Consider the following 24,333-nt stretch of genomic DNA (forward strand, 5'->3'; position numbering starts at 1 on the left):
GGGGGAAGGGGCTACACCTGTGTGTGACGAGGGAGCTCGCTTCCTCGCCACACACATTGATGTATTCGACAGTTTCAGCGGCTTGCCTCGGTACGCCACAGCACAGGCCAATAAATCTGCTCCAGCCCCATGCAGGTGTTCATTTCAGCCGCATGCGTCAGCGTGAAACCGTTACCGTCGTAGCGCCAGCGCAGCGAAGTACCACAACCGCCCATGCCCATCGCCATTGCCTGGCTGCTCAGTTCACCCGTGGCCGGATCAAAATCGACGAGGCCGTTGGGCTCTCTTTCCGACAGATTTGGCACTTCGGCGACCCGCGCTGGGCGCGCCTGCTCAGGGTGGTCCACGGGCGCCTGGTAGATATTGTAGAAACAGTTGTATGCCCCACAGCCGGTCTCGATGATCACCAGCGCTTGATCTGCACTCAAGGCATAGGCGTTTGCTTTTGGCGCAACGCCTTCATTCAGATCCTCCTGCCACTCCTTGCGCGTGGCAGCCACCACTGCATCCGCGACCTCTTTTGCCCTGTCCGGGGTAAGCGCAACGGGTGCATGCCAACTCGGCCCCGGCGGTGCAGCAAGTGCTTGCGGCACGCTGCTGGCGGGCGCCTGTCCCTTGGAAATCAGTGCGTCCTGTGTGCCAACCCGCCCCTGAACCGAGTCGATCAGCAAAAGCGCCGCGCTCATCCCGTTTAGCGAGGCGACGGAGGTACCGCCCTCAATGGGCAAAATCAACTCCCGCCCGTTGCGCAACTCTGCAATCAAGGCGTCGGCATTTGATCCGGTCAGAGCAAACACCTCAGATACCTCACCTTCTTTGCGTTCGCCAGGCTCGAATCGATTTTTCAGCGGTTTGCCATCGAGTGTGGGTTGACCACGGGTGGCGTTGTAGCTGAACACGCCTACCCGCAAGTTGCCCTGCGGGCCGGCTTCACGCGTTACACGCAGGCTGAACGTCGAGATGCCGATATCGTCGCGCTCCGGGACGGCACCGATAGCCGTGCAGGTACGCGTGTTATCACAGCCGATAACCCAGTCCTTGATAGAACGCTCCAAAGGGACATCATCGGCGGCGTTCGCACTGGTAACTGCAGCAGCCATCAGGAATATGAGAGGGAGTCGGGTCATCAAACAGGTGCCTGTAGACTGGAAAAACTCTATTAGGGCAGGGTTCTTCGCGAATACCTATTGCATGGCCGTTACACACAACAGAAATATCGCCTGGAACAATCGGCACGGTCTTCCAGCCAGCGGATAGGCACGCTGCGACGCTCTGTCCCGACGGTTCCTGTGACGAAGGTGTCTTTGCATCGCGACCGGGATTTCTTAGAGGGTGAGCGATGGCTTTTGGCCGCCGTTCGACAATTAGCGCTGCCGGTCAAAAGCAGTTCCTTGAGAGGTTGGCCAGCCGATAACCCTGTTAACAATTATCAAGATTGGCGGGCGCCGGGCGACTCGGTGACGGAGATCACTGTGATAGATGGCAACCCGGTGGGTATCAAGTCACGAGTTAAGCGGTAATACGCCGTTTACACCCCAGTCATCAAACTATGCGGGCAACAATATCGCTGCGGATGAGGCCTCCTGCGGCCAAGCCCTGAAGCTTTTTCACCAGCAATCCTCGCTCAATTTTCGGCGTTACCGGGTCGACAATCTGATATTGACGATCGCACCATTGCTCAATTTGACGAAGCCAGAAAACGTTCACAACGGGCTCTGTGTCGAGCCGCTCCAACAGATATGCCACCTGTTGCCATCTCGGCTTCAATTGAAGTATCGCTTGGCGGCGGGCTGTCGACAGTTCATGCCAGTCTTGATCTAACTTTGCGCCCACTCCCGCACTCACGGAACTCCATGGTTGTTTGTCTAGCGCCGTCACCGCAGCGCGAAACACTTTGTCCGACGGATCATCAAGCGCCTCAAACAGTTCGGGCAATTGGTCATCCCCGAGCAGGCGCACAGCCGCATGCCGTACGGTGGAATAACTGGAACGTAGCGCTTGTGTCAGCCATCGTTCGTCGAGGTCGGCGTTAAGCTCTGCTGCCAGGCCAAGAACACCGAGCCAATCACGTTTCCCTGTGGGCAGATCCTGGTTCACCCGTTCTGATAGCACCGCCAGTGTGTCGACGTTATTACGGGGTGCCTCAAAGCGTGCCAGGCTACGGATCGAGGGCGATGCATCCAGCAAGGCCTGGCGTAAAAGCTGCCTTGGATTGTCGAGCAATGGGAGCAGCGCGCGTAGTACGCAGACCCGCACTTTGGCTCCTGGCTGCGACAAGGCTTCAAGCAGCAATGGCGAAGCTTGCGCAACTCGCAGCTCCTGGCATGCAGGCACGGCTGCTAGCCTTACGGTCAGCTCACGATGAGCCAGGGCACTACGGAGAAGGGCTTCTGGAGCGGTATTTTTTTCCAGCAAAAGCGCAAACATATACCGCGCAGCTTTTCCTTGCCGGGTAAGGAAATTCGCGTAGACCTCATCTTGGATTTCGGGCGACTGTAGTACATCGCGTACGGATTTTAACGTGGGGCCATGATCGGCTCTCTGCCGCGCAGCCAGCGCCATAAGAGGCTCCAGCGCAAATAACAACGCTTGAGTCTGGGATGTCGACAGATAGTGATTCATGCCGACTAACGCCAAATCGCGAATCTGCGGAACCCAATCATTCAGCCGATTTATCAAAGCCACTAACGCTTCCGGAGACGGGTGGCTGCACAATTCCCTGACTGCGACTTCTCGAATGAAACCGTTGTAGTGGGTGCTGAGTGCTACCCAGGTCTCTTTGCTCTTGGCATTTTTGAGTAGTTCCAAGGCTTCGTTGCGTCGATTTTCAGACCATGAGGAAGCAGGTACTGGTTTGTTCCTCAGTCTATCTAGCCACTTCTCTATGGAGGTCATGCTTCAACCTTTTCTATACGCTTACGCGGGCGTTTTGACAGATGGTAACCGTACGAGGTGGTGGACTTGTCCCTCGGTTTAATTATTTGTGGGGGATACACCAGGGGATGGTATAGGGGGGGATACAAGGAGAGATAGCTAGAAACAAGAAAGCCCGCACGAGGCGGGCTTCTTGAGGTGGTTTAGAAACTCATGTAGACATCTGTAAACCGGTACTTGGTGGCTACACAGGGACTTGAACCCCGGACCCCAGCATTATGAATGCTATGCTCTAACCAACTGAGCTATGTAGCCAAGTGGCGCGCATTATTCGCGTAGAACGACAATGCGTCAAGCGTTTATTTTGAATTTTTATCTACGCTTTCAACTGTTTAACCTGAATGGGCGGATCTGGCGACGAGTGGTGCGCCAATTCGCGGTGGCGTGCAGTGCATCCGTCGCGCTGACGACTGTCAGGGGGCGCGCAGTCGTTAGCGTGCTAACGGGATAGCCTTCCCACCGGCAAAAGTGGCACATTGTCGCACCTGCACCTGTGCACTTCCCCCTGCGGTACGGAAACCTTCCCATGGCTTTGAACACCCCCACGACCACCGGACAGACCAGCCCGCTGGTGATGCGCATCATCGGCGCGGTGGCGCTGGCCCATTTGATCAACGACCTGATCCAGTCGGTGCTGCCGTCTATTTACCCGATGCTCAAGGCCAGCTACGGCCTGACATTCACCCAGGTCGGGCTGATTACCCTGACCTTCCAGCTCACCGCGTCGTTGTTGCAACCGTGGGTGGGGTATTACACCGACCGGCGTCCGCAGCCGTTTCTATTGCCATGCGGGATGATCTGCACCCTGGTGGGCATTTTGATGATGTCCCAGGTGGGCAGTTTCCCGCTGATATTGCTGGCGGCCGGCCTGATCGGTATCGGATCCTCGACCTTTCACCCGGAAGCCTCCCGTGTGGCGCGGTTGGCTTCGGGCGGGCGCTATGGCCTGGCGCAGTCGACGTTCCAGGTTGGCGGGAATGCCGGTTCTGCATTCGGCCCGTTGCTGGCGGCAGCGATCATCATTCCTTTCGGGCAAGGCAATGTGGCGTGGTTCGGCCTGTTCGCGATTTTTGCGCTGGTGGTGCTGTATGCCATCAGCCGTTGGTACCGCAACCACCTCAATCTGTTCAAGCTCAAGGCCGGCCAGGCGGCCACTCATGGCCTGTCGAAAAAGCGCGTCATGAGCGCGTTGGTGGTGCTGGGCCTGCTGGTGTTTTCCAAGTATTTCTACATGGCCAGCATCACCAGTTACTTCACCTTTTACCTGATCGAAAAGTTCGACCTGTCGGTCGCCAGCTCGCAGTTGCATCTGTTCCTGTTTCTCGGTGCAGTGGCGGCGGGGACGTTCTTTGGCGGGCCGATTGGCGACAAGATCGGCCGTAAGGCGGTGATCTGGTTTTCGATCCTTGGCGCGGCGCCCTTTACCTTGTTGATGCCTCACGTGGACTTGTTCTGGACCAGCGTGCTCAGCGTGATCATCGGCTTCGTGCTGGCCTCGGCATTCTCGGCCATCGTGGTCTATGCGCAGGAGTTGGTGCCGGGCAATGTGGGGATGATTGCGGGGGTGTTCTTCGGGCTGATGTTCGGCTTCGGTGGGATCGGCGCGGCGCTGCTCGGGCACTTGGCAGACATTCATGGTATCGAGTACGTGTACACGCTGTGCTCGTTCTTGCCGTTGTTCGGGCTGCTGGCGATCTTCCTGCCGCGTACCCGCAAATCCTGAGGGCGTTGGGCAGATATCCCTGCCGCCCAACACCAGGCTTGTGCTACGGGTAGGTCGAATTGCGGGTGACGCGTTTGAGTTGTTCGCGTGCCCGCGACAGGCGTGAGCGAACGGTGCCGATCGGAATGTCCAGCACGTCGGCAGTGTCCTGGTAGCTGCCGTCGGTTTCCAGCGAGGCGTACAGCGTTTTACGCATTTCGGGCGGCAGGTGGTCAATCGCGCTCAGGGTATTTTCCAGGCGGCGGTTGACCTCGAACTCCCAATCCAGACTGTTGTTTTCTTCCTGGCCATGCCACAGCGACTCATCGAATTCGCAATGCACAGGCTTGGCATACATGCGCCGAAAGTGATTGCGGATCAGGTTCTGCGCGATGCCGCACATCCAGGTGCTGAGGGTTGCCGTGCCGCTGAACCGTTCGCGATTGCGCCAGGCCTCAAGGTAGGTCAATTGCAGAAGGTCGTCCGCATCTTCCGGATTGAGCACACGCTTGTGAATGAAACGCCGGAGTTTTTTTTGCTGGTCGTCGGTCAGGTGGAGCATGAATTGAGGCGAGCTGCCAACGAGATGAGCTAAAGCATCAATAGGGATATTCATGATGTTTTCCTTTGGGTAGACGCAGTCGAAAGGATGTCGACAGGAACCCATTAGCACTGCCTGTGCCAATCATGAAAAACCTAATAACGCATTGATTTATATATAGAAATATCTTGAATTGAGTCGATTTTGAGCAAGTTCTTGCACTTCTCGACGAGGCTTTGTGCAAGTCTTTTCAAGTGCGCGTTGATGTGGAATGCAATGGAACCGTATGCATCTGTTTCGCCACACAGGGAAACACTCTTCCTGTGCCGGTCTGAACACTATGCCCATAGACGTCAATTCCAAAAGCGATGTGCACGCCATCCCGCGCCTTGAGTCGCTCGTCATCAGTAAGACCTCCGTGCCCGTGCTCGACAAAGGGGTGGATGAACTCGCGAATCTGTTCAGTCAGGAAGTGGAAGTCAATCAGCGCTTGTTGGGCGAGCGGAAGATAGGCACGCGTTTGCCCCCGGTCCAACAGATCATTCAGCTTTACGAACAACTGGGGCATCCGGCCCAGGCGACCCTGGCAGCCATTTCGCGTCGCCTCAGGCTGCAATTGCAACAACAGCCTGCGGTAAGCAAGCTGCTCGCGCTCACGGGCGGAGACCCTGCACGCGCGTTCGTGGTCCTCAAGCATGTGGCGGCCCAGGCGGACGCTGAAGCGCGCCCGACCGAGGCGGCCCTGGCGCGCGAGGCCATTGCCAGGCTGGAGGTCGGGTTCAAAGGCGAAATCCAGGCGGGCCTGAACACCGCCTTGTCATTGCAGGTGGCCGGTCTCGATCCGCAGGCGCGTCAGGAGCTGCGCATGCTCTACTACGCCAGCGTGGTCGTGCGGCAATCCCCGACCTTGATGATGAAGGAACTGCTCAGGCTCTACGGTGGCGAGCGGTTTCATGTTGGCCTCCAGGCGATGCGCAAGGCCTTGGCGGATGATATTGCGGCATTGGTGTCGTCGAGGCCGCTGCCGCTGTTGCGCACCTTGTTGCTGAGTCTGAACAGCTGCGGGCAGTTGAATGGCGTGTGGGCCGGTTGTCGGGCATTGATCGAGCGCCTGGCCATCGCGCATGACCCGGTGGAGTTGTTGCAGCGCATGCTGACTTACGCCGGCAGCGGCATCGACTCCACTGAACTCCTGACCTTGGGCCATGACCTGGGCGGTGGTCCGGCCTTGCGTCAACTGGTCGCCCTTCACGCGCTTCATCCGCTGTTCAAGCAGTTGCCCTTGGCCTTGTGGCCTGATAGGCAAGTACGCCAGGACACGCTGCAGCGGTTCGTGGCCGTGATGGACGAGTTGGACCTGCACCTGCGCGGGCGCACACGATTTACCGTGGTGCCGAGGTCCCTGGCGTGACCGTGCTGCTGGCCATCAACCGTGTATTGCTTAAAGTTGCCCAGCGCGCCGAAGTGCTGGGCGCCGTCGTGGTCCTGGCCATCGTCTTCATCTTTATCGTGCCGCTGCCTACCTGGCTGGTGGACATTCTGATCGCGCTGAATATCTGCATTTCCTGCCTGTTGATCGTATTGGCGCTGTACCTGCCGGGGCCCCTGGCGTTCTCCTCGTTTCCGTCGATCCTGCTGTTGACCACCATGTTTCGCCTGGCGCTGTCGATTGCGACCACGCGCCTGATCCTGTTGGAACAGGACGCCGGAGACATCGTCGAGGCCTTCGGCAATTTCGTGGTGGGGGGCAACCTGGCGGTGGGGATGGTGATCTTTCTGATCCTGACCCTGGTCAACTTCCTCGTGATCACCAAGGGCTCGGAGCGGGTCGCCGAGGTCGCGGCGCGTTTCAGCCTGGATGCAATGCCCGGCAAGCAGATGTCGATCGACAGTGACCTGCGCGCGGGCCTGATCGACGGAGCACAGGCACGCGACAAGCGTGAGCAGCTGTCCCGCGAGAGCCAACTGTTCGGGGCCATGGATGGCGCCATGAAGTTCGTCAAGGGTGACGCCGTCGCCGGTTTGATCATCGTGGTCGTCAACCTGTTGGGCGGCTTCTCCACGGGTATGTTCCAGCACGGCTTGAGTGCCGCTGATTCGATGGCGTTGTACTCGGTGTTGACCATCGGCGATGGCCTGATTGCACAGATCCCGGCGCTGCTGATCTCCCTGACCGCCGGCATGATCATTACCCGCGTGGCGCCGGATGCGCGCAGGGGGGTGAGTAACATGGGCGCCGAAATCGCCCGGCAAATGACCAGTGAGCCCAAGAGTTGGATGATTGCGTCGGTGGGCATGCTCGCGTTTGCAATTGTCCCCGGTATGCCGACCGGGGTATTTATCTTCATTGCGCTGATCACCGGCGGCCTGGGTTATTACCTGATGCGCAAGCGTCAGCAAGAGGCGAAGCCTGCCGCTGAGGCGGCTCCGGCGGTTCGTCCCGAAGAAAATGGCCAGGAGGATCTTCGCGGGTTCGATCCTTCGCGACCCTACTTGCTGCAATTTCCCGCGGCGCTGCGCGGGACGCCCGAAGTCACCGAGCTTATCCATGGCATCCGCCAGTCTCGAAATTCACTGGTCGCCAACATCGGCCTGACGTTGCCGCCGTTCGAAGTCGAACTCGATGACACCCTGGCCAACGATGAAATGCGGTTTTGTGTGCATGAAGTGCCGATGGTCAAGGCTTCGGTCGTCAGTCGCCTGGCGGTCGACAGCCAGGCGCTGACGGTTGAGCCGGCTGATGGGATACCGGGGCTGGTCGATCGCGATGAACAGGGCTGGGTCTGGCTGGCGCCCGATGATCCGTTGCTGGATGACCCGCAATTGGAGCGCTTCACGTCGACGGAGCTGATCCTCGAGCGCATGAAAAAAGCCATGATGCTCAGCGGGCCGCAGCTCCTGGGGATCCAGGAGAGCAAGTCGATCCTCGGCTGGCTGGAGCATAACCAGCCGGAGCTGGTGCAGGAGCTGCAGCGCATCATGCCGCTGTCGCGTTTCTCGGCGGTGTTGCAACGCCTGGCCGGCGAAGGCGTACCACTGCGGGCTGTGCGGCTGATTGTCGAGTCACTGATCGAGTACGGCCAGCATGAGCGTGAACCAGAAGCCCTGGCCGACTATGCGCGCATCGCCCTCAAGGCGCAGATCTTCCATCAGTACCGAGAGGCCGACGGTCTGCATGCCTGGCTGCTGTCGCCGCATTCGGAAAACATCCTGCGCGAGGCGCTTCGCCAAACCCAGACCGGCGTGTTCTTCGCCCTTGAGGACGAATACAGCGCGGCGTTGATCAACCTGCTCAATCAGGCCTTTGCGATAAGGGCAAAAAGCAAGAGTGTGATGCTGGTCGCGCAGGACCTGCGCAGCCCTTTGCGCACTCTGCTGCTGGAAGAATTCAACCATGTTCCGGTGCTGTCGTTTGCCGAGTTGAGCAGCACCTCCAAAGTCAAAGTGCTGGGACGTATCGACCTGGGCCAGGACGAACTCATGCGTGGTGCAGTGGCATGAGTCTTTGGCGTTGGCCAGCGTGGAGGGGGCGGTGATGTTTGAATTACGCGTGCTTGATGGACAGCGCCAGGGTGCTGCGTTGCCGCTGTTTGGGGAGCAGTGGAGCATCGGTGCCCATCTGGACGCTGACCTGGTACTCAATGATCCCGAGGTGGTCGAGCAGCATGCGCGACTGCGGCTTATCGATGCCCAGTGGTCGGTGCAGGCCGAGGCCGGGCTGTTGCAGAGCGCCGAAGGACAGGTACTGGCACAGATTGCGAGCCTGGTGCCGGGTGTCCCGTTTTCGGTCGGAGGCGTGCGCTTGTGCGTCACCTTGGCCGATCAGCCCTGGCCGCAGGCTGCAGCCCCCGTGCAAGCGCCACCGCCTCCCGCCAGTGAACCCGTGCCGGCGCTGAAGTTGTCGTCCATATCCCATTCGCAGCAAAAGCGCTTGATCAGCCTGGTGCTGGTCGTGGCGGTGATCATCGCGGTGATGAGCATGCTCCCCACCGGGGAGCACGATGCACAGGCGTCCTTGATGCCGCCAGTGGTTCAGAAACACGAATTGGCATCGCCGTTTGAAGTGCGCCAGCAGCTGCTGAAGATGCTCAGCGAGCGTGAGTTGGGCCAGCGAGTCAGCTTGCAAGTGATCAATGGCCAGGTCGCGCTCAATGGGGATGTCTCCCAGGACGATGTGGAACTGGTGGCGCGCATGCTCGCCCGTTTTGGTGAGCAGTTCGACAGCGCGGTGCCGGTGATCAGCCTTGTGCGGGCACGTGACTCGGCGCTGCCGTTCAGGATTGTGCAGATCGTCGGAGGGCCCAATGGCCATGTGGTCCTGGACGAGGGCAGCCGGCTGTTTGTCGGTGATGAAGTGGAAGGGTTGCGACTGGTGCTGATCGACAACAGCAAGGTGGTCTTCGATGGTGTGCAGCGTTATGAGGTGCGCTGGTGAGTACGGAATTGCAAGCGCGGCTCGACGTTTGGCAGCAGCGCCAGGCGCAATCACTGAGCAACTTTGCACCGGTGACGGTGCGCGGGCGAATCCAGCGCGTCAACGGCATGCTGCTGCAGTGCCGGCTGCCCCAGGCGCGTATCGGTGACTTGTGCCAGGTGGAGAAAAACCCGGGGGAATTCATGCTGGCCGAGATCATTGGCTTTGATAACCAGGACGCGGTACTCAGCGCCTTGGGCAACCTTGAAGGCGTGAAGGTGGGCGCCAGCGTGGAGCGCCTGGGGGTATCACATCGGGTGCAGGTCAGCGATGCCCTGCTGGGGCAGGTGCTGGATGGGTTCGGTCGACCGATTGCGGGGGAGGGCCCCAGTGCGTTTGTCGAGTCTGACCTGCCGGACACCAGTGCCGTGTTGTGTGAAGCGCCGTTGCCCACCGAGCGGCCGAGGATCCACCGCGCACTGGCGACCGGGGTGCGTTCGATCGATGGCTTGCTGACGCTTGGCGAAGGTCAGCGGGTAGGCCTGTTCGCCGGTGCGGGGTGCGGCAAGACCACCTTGCTGGCCGAAATCGCCCGTAACGTGGAGTGCGATGTCATCGTATTCGGCCTGATCGGCGAGCGGGGCCGCGAGCTGCGTGAGTTTCTCGACCACGAACTGGATGATCAACTGCGCGCCAAAGCGGTGCTGGTGTGTGCCACGTCCGACCGCTCCAGCATGGAGCGCGCCCGCGCAGCCTTCACGGCCACCGCATTGGCCGAAGGGTTCCGGCGCAAGGGGCAGCGGGTATTGCTGCTGATTGACTCGCTGACCCGTTTTGCCAGGGCCCAGCGCGAAATCGGCCTGGCTGCCGGCGAACCCTTGGGGCGCGGTGGTTTGCCACCCTCGGTGTACAGCCTGCTGCCACGGCTGGTGGAGCGCGCCGGTCTGACGCGTGACGGCGTGATCACGGCGATCTATACGGTGCTGATCGAGCAGGACTCCATGAACGATCCGGTGGCCGATGAAGTGCGCTCGCTGCTCGACGGCCATATCGTGCTGTCACGCAAATTGGCCGAGCGCGGGCATTACCCGGCAGTGGATGTGCTGGCGAGCCTTTCGCGGATTTTAAGCAACGTGGCGACACCTGGAGACATCCAGGCCGGTACCGGATTGCGCCGTTTGTTGTCGGCTTATCAACAGATCGAACTGATGCTCAAGCTGGGTGAGTACCAACCCGGCAGTGATGCCCTTACCGACCTGGCGGTGGACAGCCGCCAGGCGGTCGATGGCTTCCTGCGCCAGGATCTGCGCGAGCCCACGCCGATGATGGTGACGCTGGAGCAACTCAAGGAGCTGACCACCCATGTCCCATTCTGATGTGTTGCAAGCGGACGTCGAGACGTTGCGGCGCCTGCGCCGGCATCGCGCCGATCGGGCCGAGCGAGCGCTGCGCGAGGCCAAGCGCGCCCAGCAGGCCCTGCTTGCGCATATCCAACAGGCCCAGGATGCGCTTGAGCACACGCGACTGGAGGAGGCCCGGCAAAGTGCCGAGTTGCTCAGTCGGCATCAAGGCCAAGTGATGACGCTCAAGGCCCTGAAATCCTGGGGCGCGCAGGAGCGCTCGTTATCGGCCAGTACCCGGCGAGAAATGGGTCAGTTGGAGGCGTTGCGGGGCCAGCAGGACGACAAGCAAAGCCGTGTCGGCACGGCACAGAAACAGGTCACCGAATGCCTGCGGCAAGTGGAGAAACTTCAGGAGTTGTCTCTTTTACTGGCTCAGGAGCCGATATGAACCAGGTTTCAAATAAACCCAGCGAGCGGCCACGTCCACGTGACGCGCGTGAGGAACGTGAGCCACGGGCCACCGGTGCAGTGGAGTGGGAGCAGGGTCGACTGTTCGCTCAGTTGTTTACCGATAACGATGAAGGCACCGGGTCGGGAGCGTCCCTGGCGGGAATCAAGACACCGGCCAATGTCGCCATGATCGAGGCCCTCGCCGAACAACTGGCACCGCGCATACAGGCCGGGGCCCAGTGGCCACTGCAGGCCGTGTTGTATCTGCCCCGGCTGGGGCGGATCAAGGCCAGCGTGCACCGTGAGCAGAGTGCCTGGACCATCGAGCTGGAAGCGGAGCATGACGCCACGGCCCGCTGGCTCAGTGGTGTGCGACAACAGTGTGAGGAGCGGTTTTCCGGCGCGCTGGGGCTGCCGGTCAATCTGCTTGTGCCTGACGCCGGGTGCGCATGCTAGTGCCGCTGCTGACTTTACCTTTGATCAAGAGCGATACCGTTGCCGCACGCCATCGACTGGGGCGCGGCTTGTGCCTGGCGTTCCAGGTTGCCGGCCAGGACGGTGAGCTGCGGCTGGAGCCGGGGCGCGCGTCCGCAGGGGCCAGGGCGGTGTGCTTTGAAACCGTGTGTGGCGTGCTGGCGCTTGCGGAAGCGGGGCCGCTGCTCAGCTTGCTGGGGGAGTGCCCAGTGACATTGGCGCCCTCCGGCAACGATCCGGATTCGTGGTTCTGGGCACTGTTCCAGCATCACCTGAGCCCGCAGGTGAGCGCGTTATTGGGCTACATGCGATTGCTGGAGACCGATCGCCCCAAGGGCTTTGGTTGCCGACTCAGCGTAACCCTGGGGGCCGCACGGGTCGCGAGCTATATGTGGCTGGCGCCCGAGAGCTTCCTGGCGTTATGCGAGGCGGGACCGTGGCGCGCCACTGCCGCACCCATGCCGGCAACGTTCCAACTGGCACTCGCGGTGACCCTTGGGCGTTTGCAATTGCCGATAGCCCAGGCGCGTGGCCTGCGTACCGGTGATGTGCTGCTGCTGGAGCAGAGTTTTTTTCAAGCCCAGGGCAACGGCTACATACAGGTTGGAAAACAGAGGCTGCATGGGTGCATCGATGATGCTTGCGGGCCCTTGTGTCTGACCCTTACTTCTATTGAGGACACGTCCGTGGACGAAGAGTTTGCAGCGCCCCATTACTCGGGGTATGAGGAAGACGAGCCGGTGGTGGATGTCTTCGGCCATGAGCCATTCGATGAGCTGAGCATGGCGCTGAATGTGCGCTGCGGGACGTTGAACCTGACGCTGGGCGAGCTGCGAAACCTGGGCCCCGGCTCGGTACTGGGCATCAGCGGCTACGCGCCTGGCATGGCCGGTCTTTACTACGGTGATCGGCCTATTGGCCTGGGGCAGTTGGTGGAAGTCGACGGGCGCCTGGGGTTGCAGTTATCCCGTGTGTTGTTCGGCCAATGATACTCCAGGGGCTCGATCCCCTCGTTCTTGCGCTGTTTCTTGGGGCATTGACGTTGATGCCGATGTTGCTGGTCATCTGCACATCGTTCTTGAAGATTGTGATCGTGCTGATGATTACCCGAAACGCCATCGGTGTGCAGCAGGTGCCGCCGAGCATGGCCATCAATGGCATCGCCTTGGCAGCGACGCTATTTATCATGGCGCCGGTTGGGTACGAAATCGCCGAAAGCGTCAAGGCGTCGCCGTTGGACATGAGCAATGTGCAAACGGTACTGCAGACCGGTGGAGAGGCTATCAAGCCGTTGCGCGCCTTCATGCTGCGCAACGTGGACCCGGACGTGCTGACGCATCTGTTGGAAAACACCGCACGCCTGTGGCCGCCAAAAATGGCCCAGGAGGTGGAGCGCGAGGACCTGATCCTGCTGGTCCCGGCGTTCGTATTGTCGCAACTGCAGGCGGGGTTCGAGATCGGTTTTCTGATCTATATCCCCTTCATCGTCATCGACCTGATTGTGTCCAACCTGCTGCTGGCGCTGGGCATGCAAATGGTCTCGCCGATGACCATTTCCCTGCCGCTCAAATTGCTCTTGTTCGTGCTGGTGTCCGGTTGGTCACGGTTGCTCGACAGTCTGTTCCTTTCCTATCTCTGAGTGGCTTATGGAACCTATCGTGCTGTTCAAGCAGGGCATGTTGCTGGTGGTGGTGCTGTCCGCGCCACCGTTGATCGTTGCGGTGGTGGTGGGGGTGCTGACTTCCCTGGTGCAGGCGCTCATGCAGATACAGGACCAGACGCTGCCCTTTGGCGTCAAGCTGGTAGCGGTGGGCATCACGTTGATCATGACGGGGCGCTGGATTGGTGTGGAGTTGATCCAGTTGATCAACCTGACCTTCGACATGATCGGCCGTTCGGCCCTGAACTGAGGGTTTGCCTGTGCTGTTCTATCTTGAGTTCCTGCCCAGCCTGGTGATCGGCATGGCGCGTATCTATCCCTGCGGCATTCTGGTGGCGGCGTTTTGTTTTCAACATATACGCGGCATGCTCCGGCACACCCTGGTGATGGTCATGGCACTGATGCCCGCACCGGGTATCCATGCGGCGTTGGAGGGCCAGGATTACTCGGCGCTGATGCTCGGTGCCCTGGTGCTCAAGGAAGTGGCGCTGGGTGTGTTGTTGGGGCTGTTGCTGGCGATGCCGTTCTGGATGTTCGAGGCGGTGGGGGCGTTGCTGGATAACCAGCGCGGCGCCTTGGCCGGTGGCCAACTCAACCCTTCACTGGGGCCGGATGCAACGCCGATCGGGCACTTGTTCAAGCAACTGGCGATTTTCCTGCTGATGGTCAGCCTGGGGTTGGGCGCCTTGACCCAGGTGATCTGGGACAGCTACCTGATCTGGCCGCCCACCGTATGGTTTCCACTCCCCGCGCCGAATGGCATGAGTGTGTTCGTCGGCCTGCTTGGCGATACCTTCACGCACATGATGTTGTACGCCGCGCCCTTCATCGCGGTGCTGCTGTTGCTGGAGTTCGGTATTGCGCTGCTGGGGGTTTACAGCCAGCAATTGCAGGTGAGTACGCTGGCGCCGCCGGTCAAGAGCCTGGCCGGTATTGGCATTGTGCTGCTGTACTTTGCGCTGCTGCAGGACCTGATTGTCGGGCGCATGCTCGAGTTGGGCGACCTTAAACATTCACTCGGGCTGTTATTCAAGGCCGCGGTGCCATGAGTGATTCAGGTGAAAAGAAGCACCCGGCTTCAGCCAAGAAGCTGCGCGACCAACGCAAAAAAGGCCAGGTCGCGCAAAGTCAGGACGTCCCCAAGTTACTGGCGCTCACGGCCATCAGTGAGATCGCCTTGTTCACCGCCGAGACCAGCCTGCAACGCTTCCAGCAAATGATGGTGTTGCCGATGTCGCGTTTCAACCAGCCGTTCGCACGAGCGCTGGAAGAAGTGCTGGTTGATGGGCTGGTCATGTTTTTCTCGTTCTCCCTGTTGATGGTGGGCGTGGTGATCACCACGAAGCTGATCAGCAGCTGGATGCAGTTCGGGTTGTTGTTCGCGCCGGAAACCCTGAAGCTCGATTTCAATCGGCTCAACCCGGTCAGCCAGGTCAAGCAGATGTTCTCAGCCCAGTCGGTGATGAATCTGCTGATGAGCATCACCAAGGCATTTCTTATCGGCCTGATTGTGTACCTGGTGGTCTGGCCTTCGTTAGGGGTGTTGATCAACCTGGCGAACAGCGATCTGCAAAGTTACCTGCTGGCGCTGATAGCCCTGTTTCGTCACTTGCTGCACGCCTGTCTCGGACTGTTACTGGTGCTGGCGCTGATCGACCTGAGTTTGCAGAAGCACTTCTTCGCCAAGCGCATGCGCATGACCCAGGTGGAAGTCGTCAAGGAGTACAAGGACATGGAAGGCGACCCCCATGTGAAAGGCCAGCGCCGCGCGTTGGCGCACCAACTGGCCCAGGAGGAGCCGAAGGTCAAGCTGCCCAAGCTGGAGGAGGCCGATATGCTGGTGGTCAACCCGACGCACTTTGCTGTCGCCCTGTACTACCGGCCCGGTAAGACGCCGCTGCCGCTGCTGATCAGCAAAGGCACCGACACCGAGGCCCGCGCGTTGATCGTACGAGCCAAGGCCGCCGACGTGCCGGTGATCCAGTGTGTGTGGCTGGCTCGCATGCTCTATACGAAACAGCTGGGCGCAAGCATTCCTCGTGAAACCCTGCAGGCCGTGGCGCTGATCTATCGCACCTTGCGCGAACTGGACGATGAAGCCAAGCGCGAGACCCTGGAATTGCCGGAGCTTGAGCGCCGCTGATCAGCGATTGGAAGGTGTGTCCAGGGCGCTCAGGTTGGCCAACGACAACATCCGACTGAGGACCTTGTCGAGCGTACTGGGCACTGCAGGCAATGCGTGCCAGATGACCAGGGCGTGCTGGGCGTCGAGGTAGATGAAACAGCCATCGTACAACGTCGCATGCTCAAAGCGCCGCTCCAGTACCCATTGCAGTTGCCCCGGTTGCAACACTTCGCGAGCGACATGCAACGCCAGCCCCGGCTGCTGGCCGGCTTGCTGTTTGCACACCTTGATTCCAGGCGCGAGTGACAGGTGAGCGGCAGTGCCGCTCACCAGATTCTGCAGAAACACCTGGCGTTGTGCGTCGGGCATTTCTGGGAGGCTCATCGTTCGAGCGAGATCGTTTGATAGTCCGCCCGTTCCCCGGCAGGACCAGGCTCGACGCGCATTTGCGCCGGCCACCAGATCACCATTTTATCCTGGCTCGATTGCGGGCGAGAGCACGAGTCGCCCTTGCACGTGGGGGTGCAGCCGGCGACGAGCAGCGCAGTGCCGATCAGGGTGACGCAGAGTAAGCGGTGTTTCATGGCGTAGCCTTTTGAGCGGGAGTGATCAAGGAGGGGCGGGGCACACTGAGGTGTTCATCCTTTACGACGGGGCGCATCGCGATAAATACCTCGGCTTCTTCGCCAGGCTTGAGCCAGGCGCGCGGCCAGACGCTGACGGCCAGGGTCTGCGAGTTGCTGCATTCCTTTTCGTCGATACGCACATTGCGCTTGAACTGATTGCGCAGCACCACGACGGCCACGTTGTACTCAGCACCCGCATACCACTGGCTGCGCTCGGTGTTCAGCGCGAGCAAATCCCGTGTACTGCATAAGGTGTTCAGCCCCAACGGCATCGGTGCAGCCTTGAAGGCCTTGGGGACTTCGCCACTGACCAGGTGCGCCAGGGTGCTGATGATGTCGCTGCGCTTGATCACCGGCTGGTGAGGGGCATACCGCCTGGCCAGCGGTGTGAGCGCGGCCTGCAAATCAACCTGGTCGGCCTGGGGCAAGTAGCGCGAGGGGTCGGCCTGGTCGCCGATGACCCTCGGGGTCAGGATAAACAGGCGTTCACGTCGATTGTTCTGCCGTTCGGTCGAGGAAAACAGTGCCTTGCCCAGCAGCGGGATATCCCCCAGCAGCGGGACTTTGTTTTGCTTGTCAGTGCTTTCAGTCACGTGGAACCCGCCGACCACCAGCGAACGCTTTTCCGCCATCACCGCCTGGGTGCTGACGTTGCCGCGACGGACATCCAGGTTGCCGGGGAGGGGATTGGTCTCGTCGAAATTGCCGTCTTCGATATCCACCACCAAGTGGATCTGATGGCCGCCACGGCTGGTGATGACGCGGGGTACGACCTGGAAGCTGGTGCCCACGGTGACCGGCAAAATGGTGGCGTTCTCTCTACCGGGCGTCAGGTATTGCGTGCGGTTGAAGTCGATGACCGCCGGCTGGTTTTCCAGGGTGAGCACCGAAGGGTTGGAGACCATGGTTGCCAGCCCCTTGGCTTCCAATGCGCGTATGTCGGCATAGAAACGATCGCGATTTTCAATCGTCAGTTGCGACGAGGTGCCCGGCGACACGTTGGCACCACCGCGGAAGCGGCTGTTCTGGAAACCCCAGTTCACCCCGAACTCACGCAACTGCGTGCGCTCGATATCGAGAATGATCGCGTCGATTTCCACCAGCTTGCGCGCCACATCGAGTTGAGTGATCAGCTCGCGATACATGGCCTGGCGCTCCGGCAGGTCATAGATCAGCACGGCGTTATTGCGTATATCGGCCTCGACGCGAATCCGGCTGTTGGAGGTCGGTGCGCGTGAGGTGAGCGTGGGACCGAGGTCCATTTGCGCTGAGTTGGCGTTGGCCCCGAGCATCTGGCCCAGCAACGGATTACCCAATCGGGGAATGTTGGGCGTGAGCGGTGCGGGTGGTGATGTGGGACGTTGGCTCAGTGCCGAGAGCGACGAGGGCGCCGAGGTGGACCGCGGTTCCAGCAGCCCGCGCAGAATGCTGGCAACGCCCGGGACAGCAAGCTTCTCGCCGCGATAATCGACATGACGGTCCGCCGCATTCGCGAACTTCAGCGGGTAACTCAGCACGCTCTGTTTTTCATCCGGAGAGCGGCGTTGGCTGCTGAACTGTTTGATCTGCTCGATGTAGCGCCGAGGACCGGAGACGAGCACCACGCCATCTTCGGGCAACTCACCCCAGCCGAATCGGCTGTCGAGCAAGCCGATATCGGTCAGCGCTTGCTTGAGGTCTGAAATGGTTTCAGAAGAAACTTCAAGGCGCGCGGATTCCTGCTGGTCGAGGGTGCTGACGAACAGAGTGTTGTTGTAGAGGTACCACTGAAAACGATGCTCAACGGATAGCCTGTCCAGCATCGACTGCGGGGTATTCGCGCGGATCTTGCCATTGACGTTGCCTTCCAGCAGCCCCTCGATTTGCAGTTGGGTGCCAAAGGTCTGGGCGAAGTCTTCGAGTACATCGCGCAGGGGTTTGTGTTCGGCCTCGTAGGCGTAGGCGGTGTTTTTCCATTCCGGGGGAACGGCAGCTAACGCGCTGCTTAGCGGGATCAATAGCGAGCAAAGCAGGCCGATGCCGCCCCAACGGATACGTTTGGATAAAACAACGGGCGAATCAAAACGCAGACTCCTGCGCTCGCGGGTCTTGTTATTCATGGGGAGTACTCTGGTTAGTACAGCTGTGAACGTAACGGGATGGGCCTGGCGCTCAGGGAGGGACGGCGAAGACGTGCGAAGATAGCTCGCCAGGCATCGCGTTGATTGAGTAAGTCCGCCAGACAGTCGAGCACATCCGCCTCACTCAGTTTGCCTTTCAGAATCTGAGTAAGCCAAAGCGCACCAGTGTCTGGTTTCTGAGCGAGTGCACCCTGGAAATGCGCGAGGCTAGCGGCGCCCAGACGCGCCCAATACTGTAGAACCACGCCGTCAGCTCGTGTTGACGTCAGTTGGGCGGCAAGCAACAAAACGTTTTTCTGATATATCAAGGTGACTTCATCCTCCTCTTCAAATAATGTCAGATGTTCTTCTTTTTTATTACTCAGCCAGTCATGAATTAAATCTTTCATTTAATTGAAATGGTCGATGGTGGTTTTGAGCGACTGATTGACAATTTTGGCGTGATCCTGATCAAGGGAATTGGCCATCTGGTGGTTAAGTGTGAGTTTGAAAAAAAGCTCACTGTCCCAATTGTCTGGCGTCGCCTCCCTGTAAAAAGAGGTAAATTCGTTATCAGCTTTTTTCCGATTGCTTATAACTTCTGAAGTGAAAGCCTTATAGAAGTCCATGGTCTACCTTTATGGCTGATGGCCGTCGAAGGAATTGCGAAGTCATTACTAAATAGGCAGCATTAATAGGGCTAGAGAAAAGCGAGGTCAGACATCGATCCGACGATCCCTAACCTGTTCATAAAGAGCATTGCGCATGTCGTTCCAGCTGATTCGGAAATCGCCTTCATCTGTCTTCAATACAAGTGTTTGGGCGTCGATTGAGCTGTCGGCTATAAGCTTCCAGAACGTGCTCCCATAGTGGGCTAAAGCGTGCGTTACCTCTTTAAGGTCATGTGGGTGGCACATCAGTGTCGCGCTGATTTCCTCAACTTGGCTCTTCAGCAATTGCTTAACGAGGGCTGCCACTCTTTGTGGGGCTACTATCTCGTCAAGTAGGCTGCGAATCGCCTGGTTGGTGATCTGGGTGGCGTAATGCTCCACGGTGTCGCACATCGTTTGCCTACTACGTTCCCACTGTTTGAGCTGAGCATCGGCGCGTTGCCAGATATCAATCGAGGCCTTCTCCAGCAACGCCTCACATTTCTGCTCTGTCAATCTGATCAACTCTTCAGCTTGAATGTTTGCGTCACGCAAAAGTTGATTTGCATGCTTCCAGTTTGCAAGCTCTTCCCGGGGTATTATGCTACGTGGCGCGCTAGGCGAGAGCCCGGATAACTTAATGTTGTAACGGCATAACACTGTTGAACTCCTCACTCGTGCTAGGTGTGGGCATGTCATTACTCGCCAATGTAGTAGCGCGCCATACGACGGCCTGCCAGAGTGTGTCGAGTCGGTTACCTGTGATTCCGTGCGGAAGGTTTGTTGTTTCAACCTCAACCACACATTTACGCGGGAATCGCAATCTAAGGCGCTGCCAGGTCGCGGCTTCAACCCAGCTATGGAGCAGTTGTATCGGGTCAGAACCCGGCGGCAGTATCACGGGGGGCAGCGCCTTGGAAAGACGCATGCACCATTGATGATGAATGTCGGTCAAGAGGTCTGAGTCCTGGGGATTGAAGGTGCCGTGAACCAATGCCAGCATTAGGTTCAGTTGTTCCCTAGAGGCCAAGGCCAGGCGGATCACTGTGGGGTGCGGCTTAGCAGGCAAACAGGCTGCATAACCCAGTAGTTTGTCTGGTGCTGACTGTCCACTGCGAAGCAGCGTTTCAATCACCGGGTAATCTTCGCCCTTCCAGTCTTCGTGGGCAGACTCCCAGGGAAATACCCACCATCGCGCCCACGGCAGGTGTTCATGAAGCTGATGATCGAGTCTAGGCGTCATGAACAGAAACCGTTGATTTGCCCGTTGACCCCGTTTCTTGATGGCGACTCTGACGCCGTTTGTGCAGCAGCAATAAGGCGATCGGGAGGACGATCACGCTGAGCAGTAAAACCATTACGCTGGTTCGCCAGAACCCAAGATTATCGCTAGGCACCAGGAAAGGGCCGAAATACACCAGTCGCTGCTGCTCCTGGTAAATAGTCGCTGGCACGAATATCACCGAGAGTTTTTGCAGGTTGTCCACTGCCATAGACATGCCAGGGATACTGCTCGCTACCATTCTGCGAATCCGTGCTCGGATGTTATCGGGGTCCAACCGTGGGTCGTGCTTGATGAATACCGATGCAGATGCCGGTTGTACTGGCTCGCCCGGCGCGACGCGTTCCGGTAACACCACGTGCACGCGTGCGACAATGACGCCGTCAATGTTGGACAAAGTGGCCTCAAGCTCTTGGGACAAGGCATAGATATAGCGCGCGCGTTCTTCCAATGGCGTTGAAATTACGCCTTCCTTGCGAAAGGTATCCCCTAGCGTGGTCCGAGCAACTCTGGGTAGACCTACGGCTTCCAGTGTTCGTACGGCTCGCCCGATATCAACGGTATTAACCGTGATGACAACACCGTCCTTAGCCGGAAATTTTGTGGCGCGAATATTTTTATCAGCCAATTCGGCTACGACTTCATTGGCCTCCTGTTCGGAGAGTTGGCGATGAAGTTCCACACGGTCGCTGCATCCGCCCAATAGGGATGCAATAACAATGAAGATGACGGCAGAGAAAAGGGGGGGCATTTTCATTACTGCAAGTTACATATCTTGTCGACGCCTTGGGTCGCCTTGGCGAGGCATTTTGTCAACAGGTGGGGAGTAAGTTGTGCGTTAAATAAATCGCGGGAGTATGTTTTGTAGGCTTCAAAGTCGAGCTCTTTCTTTGGCGCGCGGACGAGTTTGGAAAAACGGTTCATTGAGGCGCTGAGCTGATTGGACGCCTCAACAAAAAGCTGGGGGACGTTAGACCCTGAAGACACTGCCTTTGTATGGTTTGAGCGTTCGAGCATCGATGAAAAAAAACTGGCATCCCTACTTGAGAAGGAATGCTCAGGTGCTGCGTAGGTAACGGCGCCGCTGTCGGACTGATCTGAAAGCTGAGTTTCTTTTATACGCATGGCATGTGGGCTCATTGATGACTCATGGTAACTTTCTATGAGAACAGATGAAGTGACCTTCAGGCAGGCAAGATGATTGCCTCAAGGTCATCAGGCACAAGAGGCAACCGGTAGATCAACTGATTAATTACCTTTGGAGTTTCGTACCTGTTCGTTAACGTTCTTCATCTGGGCACCTAGCCAAGCGTTATCTAATGTGTCTCTTTTCTGCTTATTTGAAATCTGTTTAGCCTCTACTTCTTCGGGGCTATCGGCCATATTGGGATTGAGACCAGCGAGTGGATAAGGGGCACCGCGATAGTTTTGACCGACTGAAAAAGACATATAAGCTCCAAGCGTAAAATTGAGTTTATTTGACCCAGCATATATTTGCTTAGGTGCTATCTGTGTGGTTATCGTGACGGATGCGTTCCCGGTGCGTGGTGGTTAAATGTTTCCAGTTATGTATGTCGACAGGCTTATCTTTGTCCTGCCCATGCGTTAATAGACCAGGCCTTGCAAGGATGTTTATGACTAAAAAGACGTGACGTTTTAGTACGAAAACGAAAGGCATTGGCCTCATTCCAGTGAAATTTCCAGATGTTTGATCCTGTGGTACAGCGTACGCCTGGAAACACCTAATTCGATAGCCACTGGGGTTACACAGTAGTCATGGCGGCGCAAAGACTCCTCAATCAGCGTTTTTTCAATTTGTTGCAAACTTGACTTCAGGCTTGTTTTTTTGCCCAAGTGGGAGGAGGACGGAGTTGAGAGCACTGGCAGTCCTAATACAAATCGCTTCGCGGTCGAACGTAGTTCGCGAACGTTGCCCGGCCAAGTGTGAACAAACAGCTGCTGCAGCAGACTCTCGGGTGGAGGAGGGGCAGGAAGTTTGAAATGTGCTGCTTCTTTCTGGATCATCTCCAGAAATAACGAAATGATGCAGTCGCGTCGATCCCGCAAGGTAGGTAACTGAATGTTGACAACATTCAGGCGAAAGTACAGATCGCGCCTAAAAGTGGCTTGCTCGACCATGTCGTGCAACGAATGCTGGGCTGACGCTATCACACGCATGTCCACTGGGATAAAACGGGTCGAACCCAAGCGCTCCACACCGCGTGACTCTAGCACGCGCAGCAGTTTGGCTTGCAAGCTTAGTGGCATGCTGTCGATCTCATCCAGATACAGCGTGCCCAAGTGGGCGGCCTCAACGAAACCAGCGCGTGATTGTATTGCTCCGGTATAAGCGCCGCTGTTGACGCCGAACAATTGGCTTTCGGCGAGGCTTTCAGGGATAGCTGCGCAGTTTACGGCAATAAAGTTACCTCGTCGGCCGGATAGATGATGAATGCGCTGAGCTAACGTATCTTTGCCAGTGCCGGTCTCCCCCAGCAACAAGATATCGATGTTAAACGTAGCAGTGCTACCCAACATGCTTTTAATATCTGGATCGTCATTCAGGTATAACTCCGTCTCATTTTCCATGTGGTCAAACGCCGACATCGAATGATAACTCCATAATCGCTATTGCTTCATTGCAAGGACACTGTCACAGGCTCACTGCAGTAGATAGAATTTTATAACTGTTGTCACGTGCTCTTGGAGTCGTTATTGGCCAGGGCTGTGTAAGATAAGTTGGATTCTAATCTTGATATTTGATGTTTTTGCTAGGCGCGAACGATTGGGTGGGAAAAGTCTGAAGTTATCTGGGTTTTGGCTGAATCACTAGTTGATGCGATATATAAATGTGCGCCCACAAAAAAGCCGATGCGAAGCATCGGCTTTTTTACTGTTTAAACTACAGGTAAACCTACACGTTAAAGCGGAAGTGCATCACATCGCCATCTTTCACAATGTAATCCTTACCTTCCAAGCGCCACTTACCGGCTTCCTTGGTACCCGCCTCACCTTTGTACTGGATGAAGTCGTTGTAGGCGATCACCTCAGCGCGGATGAAACCTTTCTCGAAGTCGGTGTGGATCACACCTGCGGCTTGTGGCGCGGTGGCGCCGACCTTGACGGTCCACGCGCGGACTTCTTCCACGCCGGCGGTGAAGTAGGTCTGCAGGTTGAGCATCTCGTAGCCCGCGCGGATTACGCGATTCAGGCCAGGTTCGGTCAGGCCCAGGGCCTCGAGGAACATGTCCTTCTCTTCGCCGTCATCGAGTTCGGCGATTTCTGCTTCGATCTTGTTGCACACCGGCACCACGATCGCGCCTTCTTCGTCGGCAATGGCCTTCACCACGTCGAGCAGCGGGTTGTTCTCGAAGCCGTCTTCAGCGACGTTGGCGATGTACATCACAGGCTTGGTGGTCAGCAGGTGGAAGCCCTTGATCACGGCCTTCTCGTCAGCGCCCATGGTCTTCATCAGGCTGCGTGCCGGCTTGCCCAGGGTGAAGTGCGCGATCAACTGCTCCAGCAGGCCCTTCTGGACCACTGCATCCTTGTCGCCGCCCTTGGCGTTACGTGCGACTTTCTGCAATTGCTTCTCGCAGCTGTCGAGGTCGGCGAAGATCAGTTCCAGGTCGATGATCTCGATGTCGCGTTTCGGGTCGACGCTGTTGGAGACGTGAATCACGTTCTCGTCTTCAAAGCAGCGGACCACGTGGGCGATGGCATCGGTTTCACGGATGTTGGCCAAAAACTTGTTGCCCAGGCCTTCACCTTTCGACGCGCCGGCAACCAGGCCCGCGATGTCGACGAATTCCATGGTGGTCGGCAGGATGCGCTTGGGATTGACGATGGCCGCCAGTGCTTCCAGACGCGGATCCGGCATCGGCACGATGCCGCTGTTGGGTTCGATGGTGCAGAAGGGGAAGTTCTCCGCCGCAATACCGGACTTGGTCAAGGCGTTGAACAGGGTGGATTTGCCGACGTTGGGCAGGCCGACGATGCCGCAATTGAATCCCATGGTGTTTCCCCTCGGTAA

General features: G+C 58.0%; 26 protein-coding genes and 1 tRNA gene. 12 read left to right on the forward strand and 15 right to left on the reverse strand.

Annotated features, from left to right (window positions below; translation table 11 throughout):
- Nucleotides 1-74 precede the first annotated feature (74 nt).
- The 3 genes from AC07OJ_RS22885 to AC07OJ_RS22895 form a co-directional block, all read right to left on the reverse strand.
- Nucleotides 75-1,127, reverse strand: coding sequence for a DUF1176 domain-containing protein (locus tag AC07OJ_RS22885; protein WP_495095262.1), 1,053 nt, complete (start codon nt 1,125-1,127; stop codon nt 75-77).
- A gap of 415 nt (nt 1,128-1,542) precedes the next feature.
- Nucleotides 1,543-2,895: a PBS lyase gene (locus AC07OJ_RS22890; RefSeq protein ID WP_495095263.1), complete on the reverse strand. Its 1,353-nt coding sequence runs from the start codon at nt 2,893-2,895 to the stop codon at nt 1,543-1,545.
- A gap of 217 nt (nt 2,896-3,112) precedes the next feature.
- Nucleotides 3,113-3,189: transfer RNA gene (locus AC07OJ_RS22895), tRNA-Met, on the reverse strand.
- A 271-nt stretch (nt 3,190-3,460) separates the two neighbouring features.
- On the opposite strand from AC07OJ_RS22895, the gene AC07OJ_RS22900 reads away from it, so the two are divergent.
- Nucleotides 3,461-4,657, forward strand: a complete 1,197-nt coding sequence (locus AC07OJ_RS22900; RefSeq protein WP_120447581.1) for an MFS transporter — start codon at nt 3,461-3,463, stop codon at nt 4,655-4,657.
- Nucleotides 4,658-4,700: 43 nt separating this feature from the next.
- Here AC07OJ_RS22900 and AC07OJ_RS22905 read toward each other — a convergent pair whose 3' ends face one another.
- Nucleotides 4,701-5,252 carry an RNA polymerase sigma factor gene (locus tag AC07OJ_RS22905; protein WP_065900458.1) on the reverse strand — a complete coding sequence of 184 codons (552 nt, stop codon included), beginning with the start codon at nt 5,250-5,252 and terminating at the stop codon, nt 4,701-4,703.
- A 271-nt stretch (nt 5,253-5,523) separates the two neighbouring features.
- Here AC07OJ_RS22905 and AC07OJ_RS22910 point away from each other — a divergent pair, with 271 nt between their 5' ends.
- Genes AC07OJ_RS22910 through sctU form a run of 11 tightly spaced genes read left to right on the forward strand, consistent with a single transcriptional unit; the run spans nt 5,524 to nt 15,661 of the window.
- Nucleotides 5,524-6,588, forward strand: coding sequence for a TyeA family type III secretion system gatekeeper subunit (locus AC07OJ_RS22910; protein WP_495095332.1), 1,065 nt, complete (start codon nt 5,524-5,526; stop codon nt 6,586-6,588).
- A complete protein-coding gene (gene sctV / locus AC07OJ_RS22915) occupies nt 6,585-8,678 on the forward strand; it encodes a type III secretion system export apparatus subunit SctV (RefSeq protein WP_495095264.1) in 2,094 nt (697 codons plus the stop codon). Before AC07OJ_RS22910 ends, sctV begins: the two co-directional genes overlap by 4 nt.
- A 34-nt stretch (nt 8,679-8,712) precedes the next feature.
- Nucleotides 8,713-9,612 (forward strand): FHA domain-containing protein, encoded by a 900-nt coding sequence (locus AC07OJ_RS22920; protein WP_495095265.1) that lies wholly within the window; start codon nt 8,713-8,715, stop codon nt 9,610-9,612.
- Nucleotides 9,609-10,967 (forward strand): FliI/YscN family ATPase, encoded by a 1,359-nt coding sequence (locus tag AC07OJ_RS22925; RefSeq protein WP_106805219.1) that lies wholly within the window; start codon nt 9,609-9,611, stop codon nt 10,965-10,967. The genes AC07OJ_RS22920 and AC07OJ_RS22925 overlap by 4 nt, the downstream gene beginning before the upstream one ends.
- The gene (gene sctO / locus AC07OJ_RS22930; protein ID WP_065900464.1) at nt 10,954-11,382 is read left to right on the forward strand and encodes a type III secretion system stalk subunit SctO; all 429 of its coding nucleotides are present in this window, start codon (nt 10,954-10,956) and stop codon (nt 11,380-11,382) included. Before AC07OJ_RS22925 ends, sctO begins: the two co-directional genes overlap by 14 nt.
- Nucleotides 11,379-11,840: a type III secretion system HrpP C-terminal domain-containing protein gene (locus AC07OJ_RS22935; protein ID WP_213550654.1), complete on the forward strand. Its 462-nt coding sequence runs from the start codon at nt 11,379-11,381 to the stop codon at nt 11,838-11,840. Before sctO ends, AC07OJ_RS22935 begins: the two co-directional genes overlap by 4 nt.
- Nucleotides 11,834-12,847 (forward strand): FliM/FliN family flagellar motor switch protein, encoded by a 1,014-nt coding sequence (locus AC07OJ_RS22940; RefSeq protein ID WP_495095266.1) that lies wholly within the window; start codon nt 11,834-11,836, stop codon nt 12,845-12,847. The genes AC07OJ_RS22935 and AC07OJ_RS22940 overlap by 7 nt, the downstream gene beginning before the upstream one ends.
- On the forward strand, nt 12,844-13,497 hold the full coding sequence (gene sctR, locus AC07OJ_RS22945) for a type III secretion system export apparatus subunit SctR (protein WP_106805216.1): 654 nt from the start codon (nt 12,844-12,846) through the stop codon (nt 13,495-13,497). Before AC07OJ_RS22940 ends, sctR begins: the two co-directional genes overlap by 4 nt.
- A 7-nt stretch (nt 13,498-13,504) precedes the next feature.
- A complete protein-coding gene (sctS, locus tag AC07OJ_RS22950; protein ID WP_065900472.1) occupies nt 13,505-13,768 on the forward strand; it encodes a type III secretion system export apparatus subunit SctS in 264 nt (87 codons plus the stop codon).
- A 10-nt stretch (nt 13,769-13,778) separates the two neighbouring features.
- Nucleotides 13,779-14,567 carry a type III secretion system export apparatus subunit SctT gene (sctT, locus tag AC07OJ_RS22955; protein ID WP_106805215.1) on the forward strand — a complete coding sequence of 263 codons (789 nt, stop codon included), beginning with the start codon at nt 13,779-13,781 and terminating at the stop codon, nt 14,565-14,567.
- Complete coding sequence (gene sctU / locus AC07OJ_RS22960; protein ID WP_495095267.1) at nt 14,564-15,661, forward strand: type III secretion system export apparatus subunit SctU; 1,098 nt, start codon at nt 14,564-14,566, stop codon at nt 15,659-15,661. Before sctT ends, sctU begins: the two co-directional genes overlap by 4 nt.
- Here sctU and AC07OJ_RS22965 read toward each other — a convergent pair whose 3' ends face one another.
- The 11 genes from AC07OJ_RS22965 to ychF form a co-directional block, all read right to left on the reverse strand.
- Complete coding sequence (locus tag AC07OJ_RS22965; protein ID WP_495095268.1) at nt 15,662-16,012, reverse strand: transcriptional regulator; 351 nt, start codon at nt 16,010-16,012, stop codon at nt 15,662-15,664.
- Nucleotides 16,013-16,023: 11 nt separating this feature from the next.
- On the reverse strand, nt 16,024-16,227 hold the full coding sequence (gene hrpT / locus AC07OJ_RS22970; RefSeq protein WP_262135872.1) for an HrpT family type III secretion system protein: 204 nt from the start codon (nt 16,225-16,227) through the stop codon (nt 16,024-16,026).
- Complete coding sequence (gene sctC / locus AC07OJ_RS22975; RefSeq protein ID WP_495095269.1) at nt 16,224-18,368, reverse strand: type III secretion system outer membrane ring subunit SctC; 2,145 nt, start codon at nt 18,366-18,368, stop codon at nt 16,224-16,226. The genes hrpT and sctC overlap by 4 nt, the downstream gene beginning before the upstream one ends.
- A gap of 14 nt (nt 18,369-18,382) precedes the next feature.
- Nucleotides 18,383-18,778, reverse strand: a complete 396-nt coding sequence (locus AC07OJ_RS22980; protein ID WP_495095270.1) for a type III secretion protein — start codon at nt 18,776-18,778, stop codon at nt 18,383-18,385.
- Between the two features lie 306 nt (nt 18,779-19,084).
- Entirely contained in the window at nt 19,085-19,717 is a 633-nt protein-coding gene (gene sctL / locus AC07OJ_RS22985) for a type III secretion system stator protein SctL (protein ID WP_207200620.1), read from the reverse strand.
- Nucleotides 19,656-20,261: a type III secretion protein gene (locus AC07OJ_RS22990; RefSeq protein WP_106805208.1), complete on the reverse strand. Its 606-nt coding sequence runs from the start codon at nt 20,259-20,261 to the stop codon at nt 19,656-19,658. Before AC07OJ_RS22990 ends, sctL begins: the two co-directional genes overlap by 62 nt.
- Complete coding sequence (gene sctJ / locus AC07OJ_RS22995; RefSeq protein ID WP_106805721.1) at nt 20,251-21,051, reverse strand: type III secretion system inner membrane ring lipoprotein SctJ; 801 nt, start codon at nt 21,049-21,051, stop codon at nt 20,251-20,253. Before sctJ ends, AC07OJ_RS22990 begins: the two co-directional genes overlap by 11 nt.
- Nucleotides 21,052-21,056: 5 nt before the next feature.
- A complete protein-coding gene (locus AC07OJ_RS23000; protein WP_120447587.1) occupies nt 21,057-21,440 on the reverse strand; it encodes a type III secretion protein in 384 nt (127 codons plus the stop codon).
- 108 nt (nt 21,441-21,548) lie between these two features.
- Nucleotides 21,549-21,749, reverse strand: a complete 201-nt coding sequence (locus AC07OJ_RS23005) for a hypothetical protein (protein WP_157955103.1) — start codon at nt 21,747-21,749, stop codon at nt 21,549-21,551.
- 234 nt (nt 21,750-21,983) lie between these two features.
- A complete protein-coding gene (locus AC07OJ_RS23010; RefSeq protein ID WP_106805206.1) occupies nt 21,984-22,907 on the reverse strand; it encodes a sigma 54-interacting transcriptional regulator in 924 nt (307 codons plus the stop codon).
- 307 nt (nt 22,908-23,214) lie between these two features.
- On the reverse strand, nt 23,215-24,315 hold the full coding sequence (gene ychF / locus AC07OJ_RS23015; protein WP_106805205.1) for a redox-regulated ATPase YchF: 1,101 nt from the start codon (nt 24,313-24,315) through the stop codon (nt 23,215-23,217).
- Nucleotides 24,316-24,333 lie beyond the last annotated feature (18 nt).

Source organism: Pseudomonas sp. GW821-FHT09C08, from assembly GCF_059418125.1.

Excerpts from the sequence above, each read along its gene's own strand:
- AC07OJ_RS22965 (WP_495095268.1), bottom strand. The coding sequence starts at position 16,012 with ATGCCCGACGCACAACGCCAGGTGTTTCTGCAGAATCTGGTGAGCGGC.
- sctU (WP_495095267.1), top strand. The coding sequence starts at position 14,564 with ATGAGTGATTCAGGTGAAAAGAAGCACCCGGCTTCAGCCAAGAAGCTG.
- hrpT (WP_262135872.1), bottom strand. The coding sequence starts at position 16,227 with ATGAAACACCGCTTACTCTGCGTCACCCTGATCGGCACTGCGCTGCTC.
- AC07OJ_RS22890 (WP_495095263.1), bottom strand. The coding sequence starts at position 2,895 with ATGACCTCCATAGAGAAGTGGCTAGATAGACTGAGGAACAAACCAGTA.
- AC07OJ_RS23010 (WP_106805206.1), bottom strand. The coding sequence starts at position 22,907 with ATGTCGGCGTTTGACCACATGGAAAATGAGACGGAGTTATACCTGAAT.
- AC07OJ_RS22940 (WP_495095266.1), top strand. The coding sequence starts at position 11,834 with ATGCTAGTGCCGCTGCTGACTTTACCTTTGATCAAGAGCGATACCGTT.
- AC07OJ_RS22900 (WP_120447581.1), top strand. The coding sequence starts at position 3,461 with ATGGCTTTGAACACCCCCACGACCACCGGACAGACCAGCCCGCTGGTG.
- AC07OJ_RS22885 (WP_495095262.1), bottom strand. The coding sequence starts at position 1,127 with ATGACCCGACTCCCTCTCATATTCCTGATGGCTGCTGCAGTTACCAGT.
- sctR (WP_106805216.1), top strand. The coding sequence starts at position 12,844 with ATGATACTCCAGGGGCTCGATCCCCTCGTTCTTGCGCTGTTTCTTGGG.
- sctO (WP_065900464.1), top strand. The coding sequence starts at position 10,954 with ATGTCCCATTCTGATGTGTTGCAAGCGGACGTCGAGACGTTGCGGCGC.
- AC07OJ_RS23005 (WP_157955103.1), bottom strand. The coding sequence starts at position 21,749 with ATGTCTTTTTCAGTCGGTCAAAACTATCGCGGTGCCCCTTATCCACTC.
- AC07OJ_RS22920 (WP_495095265.1), top strand. The coding sequence starts at position 8,713 with ATGTTTGAATTACGCGTGCTTGATGGACAGCGCCAGGGTGCTGCGTTG.
- sctS (WP_065900472.1), top strand. The coding sequence starts at position 13,505 with ATGGAACCTATCGTGCTGTTCAAGCAGGGCATGTTGCTGGTGGTGGTG.
- AC07OJ_RS22935 (WP_213550654.1), top strand. The coding sequence starts at position 11,379 with ATGAACCAGGTTTCAAATAAACCCAGCGAGCGGCCACGTCCACGTGAC.
- sctC (WP_495095269.1), bottom strand. The coding sequence starts at position 18,368 with ATGAATAACAAGACCCGCGAGCGCAGGAGTCTGCGTTTTGATTCGCCC.
- AC07OJ_RS22980 (WP_495095270.1), bottom strand. The coding sequence starts at position 18,778 with ATGAAAGATTTAATTCATGACTGGCTGAGTAATAAAAAAGAAGAACAT.
- sctL (WP_207200620.1), bottom strand. The coding sequence starts at position 19,717 with ATGACATGCCCACACCTAGCACGAGTGAGGAGTTCAACAGTGTTATGC.
- ychF (WP_106805205.1), bottom strand. The coding sequence starts at position 24,315 with ATGGGATTCAATTGCGGCATCGTCGGCCTGCCCAACGTCGGCAAATCC.
- AC07OJ_RS22990 (WP_106805208.1), bottom strand. The coding sequence starts at position 20,261 with ATGACGCCTAGACTCGATCATCAGCTTCATGAACACCTGCCGTGGGCG.
- AC07OJ_RS22905 (WP_065900458.1), bottom strand. The coding sequence starts at position 5,252 with ATGAATATCCCTATTGATGCTTTAGCTCATCTCGTTGGCAGCTCGCCT.
- AC07OJ_RS23000 (WP_120447587.1), bottom strand. The coding sequence starts at position 21,440 with ATGAGCCCACATGCCATGCGTATAAAAGAAACTCAGCTTTCAGATCAG.
- sctJ (WP_106805721.1), bottom strand. The coding sequence starts at position 21,051 with ATGCCCCCCCTTTTCTCTGCCGTCATCTTCATTGTTATTGCATCCCTA.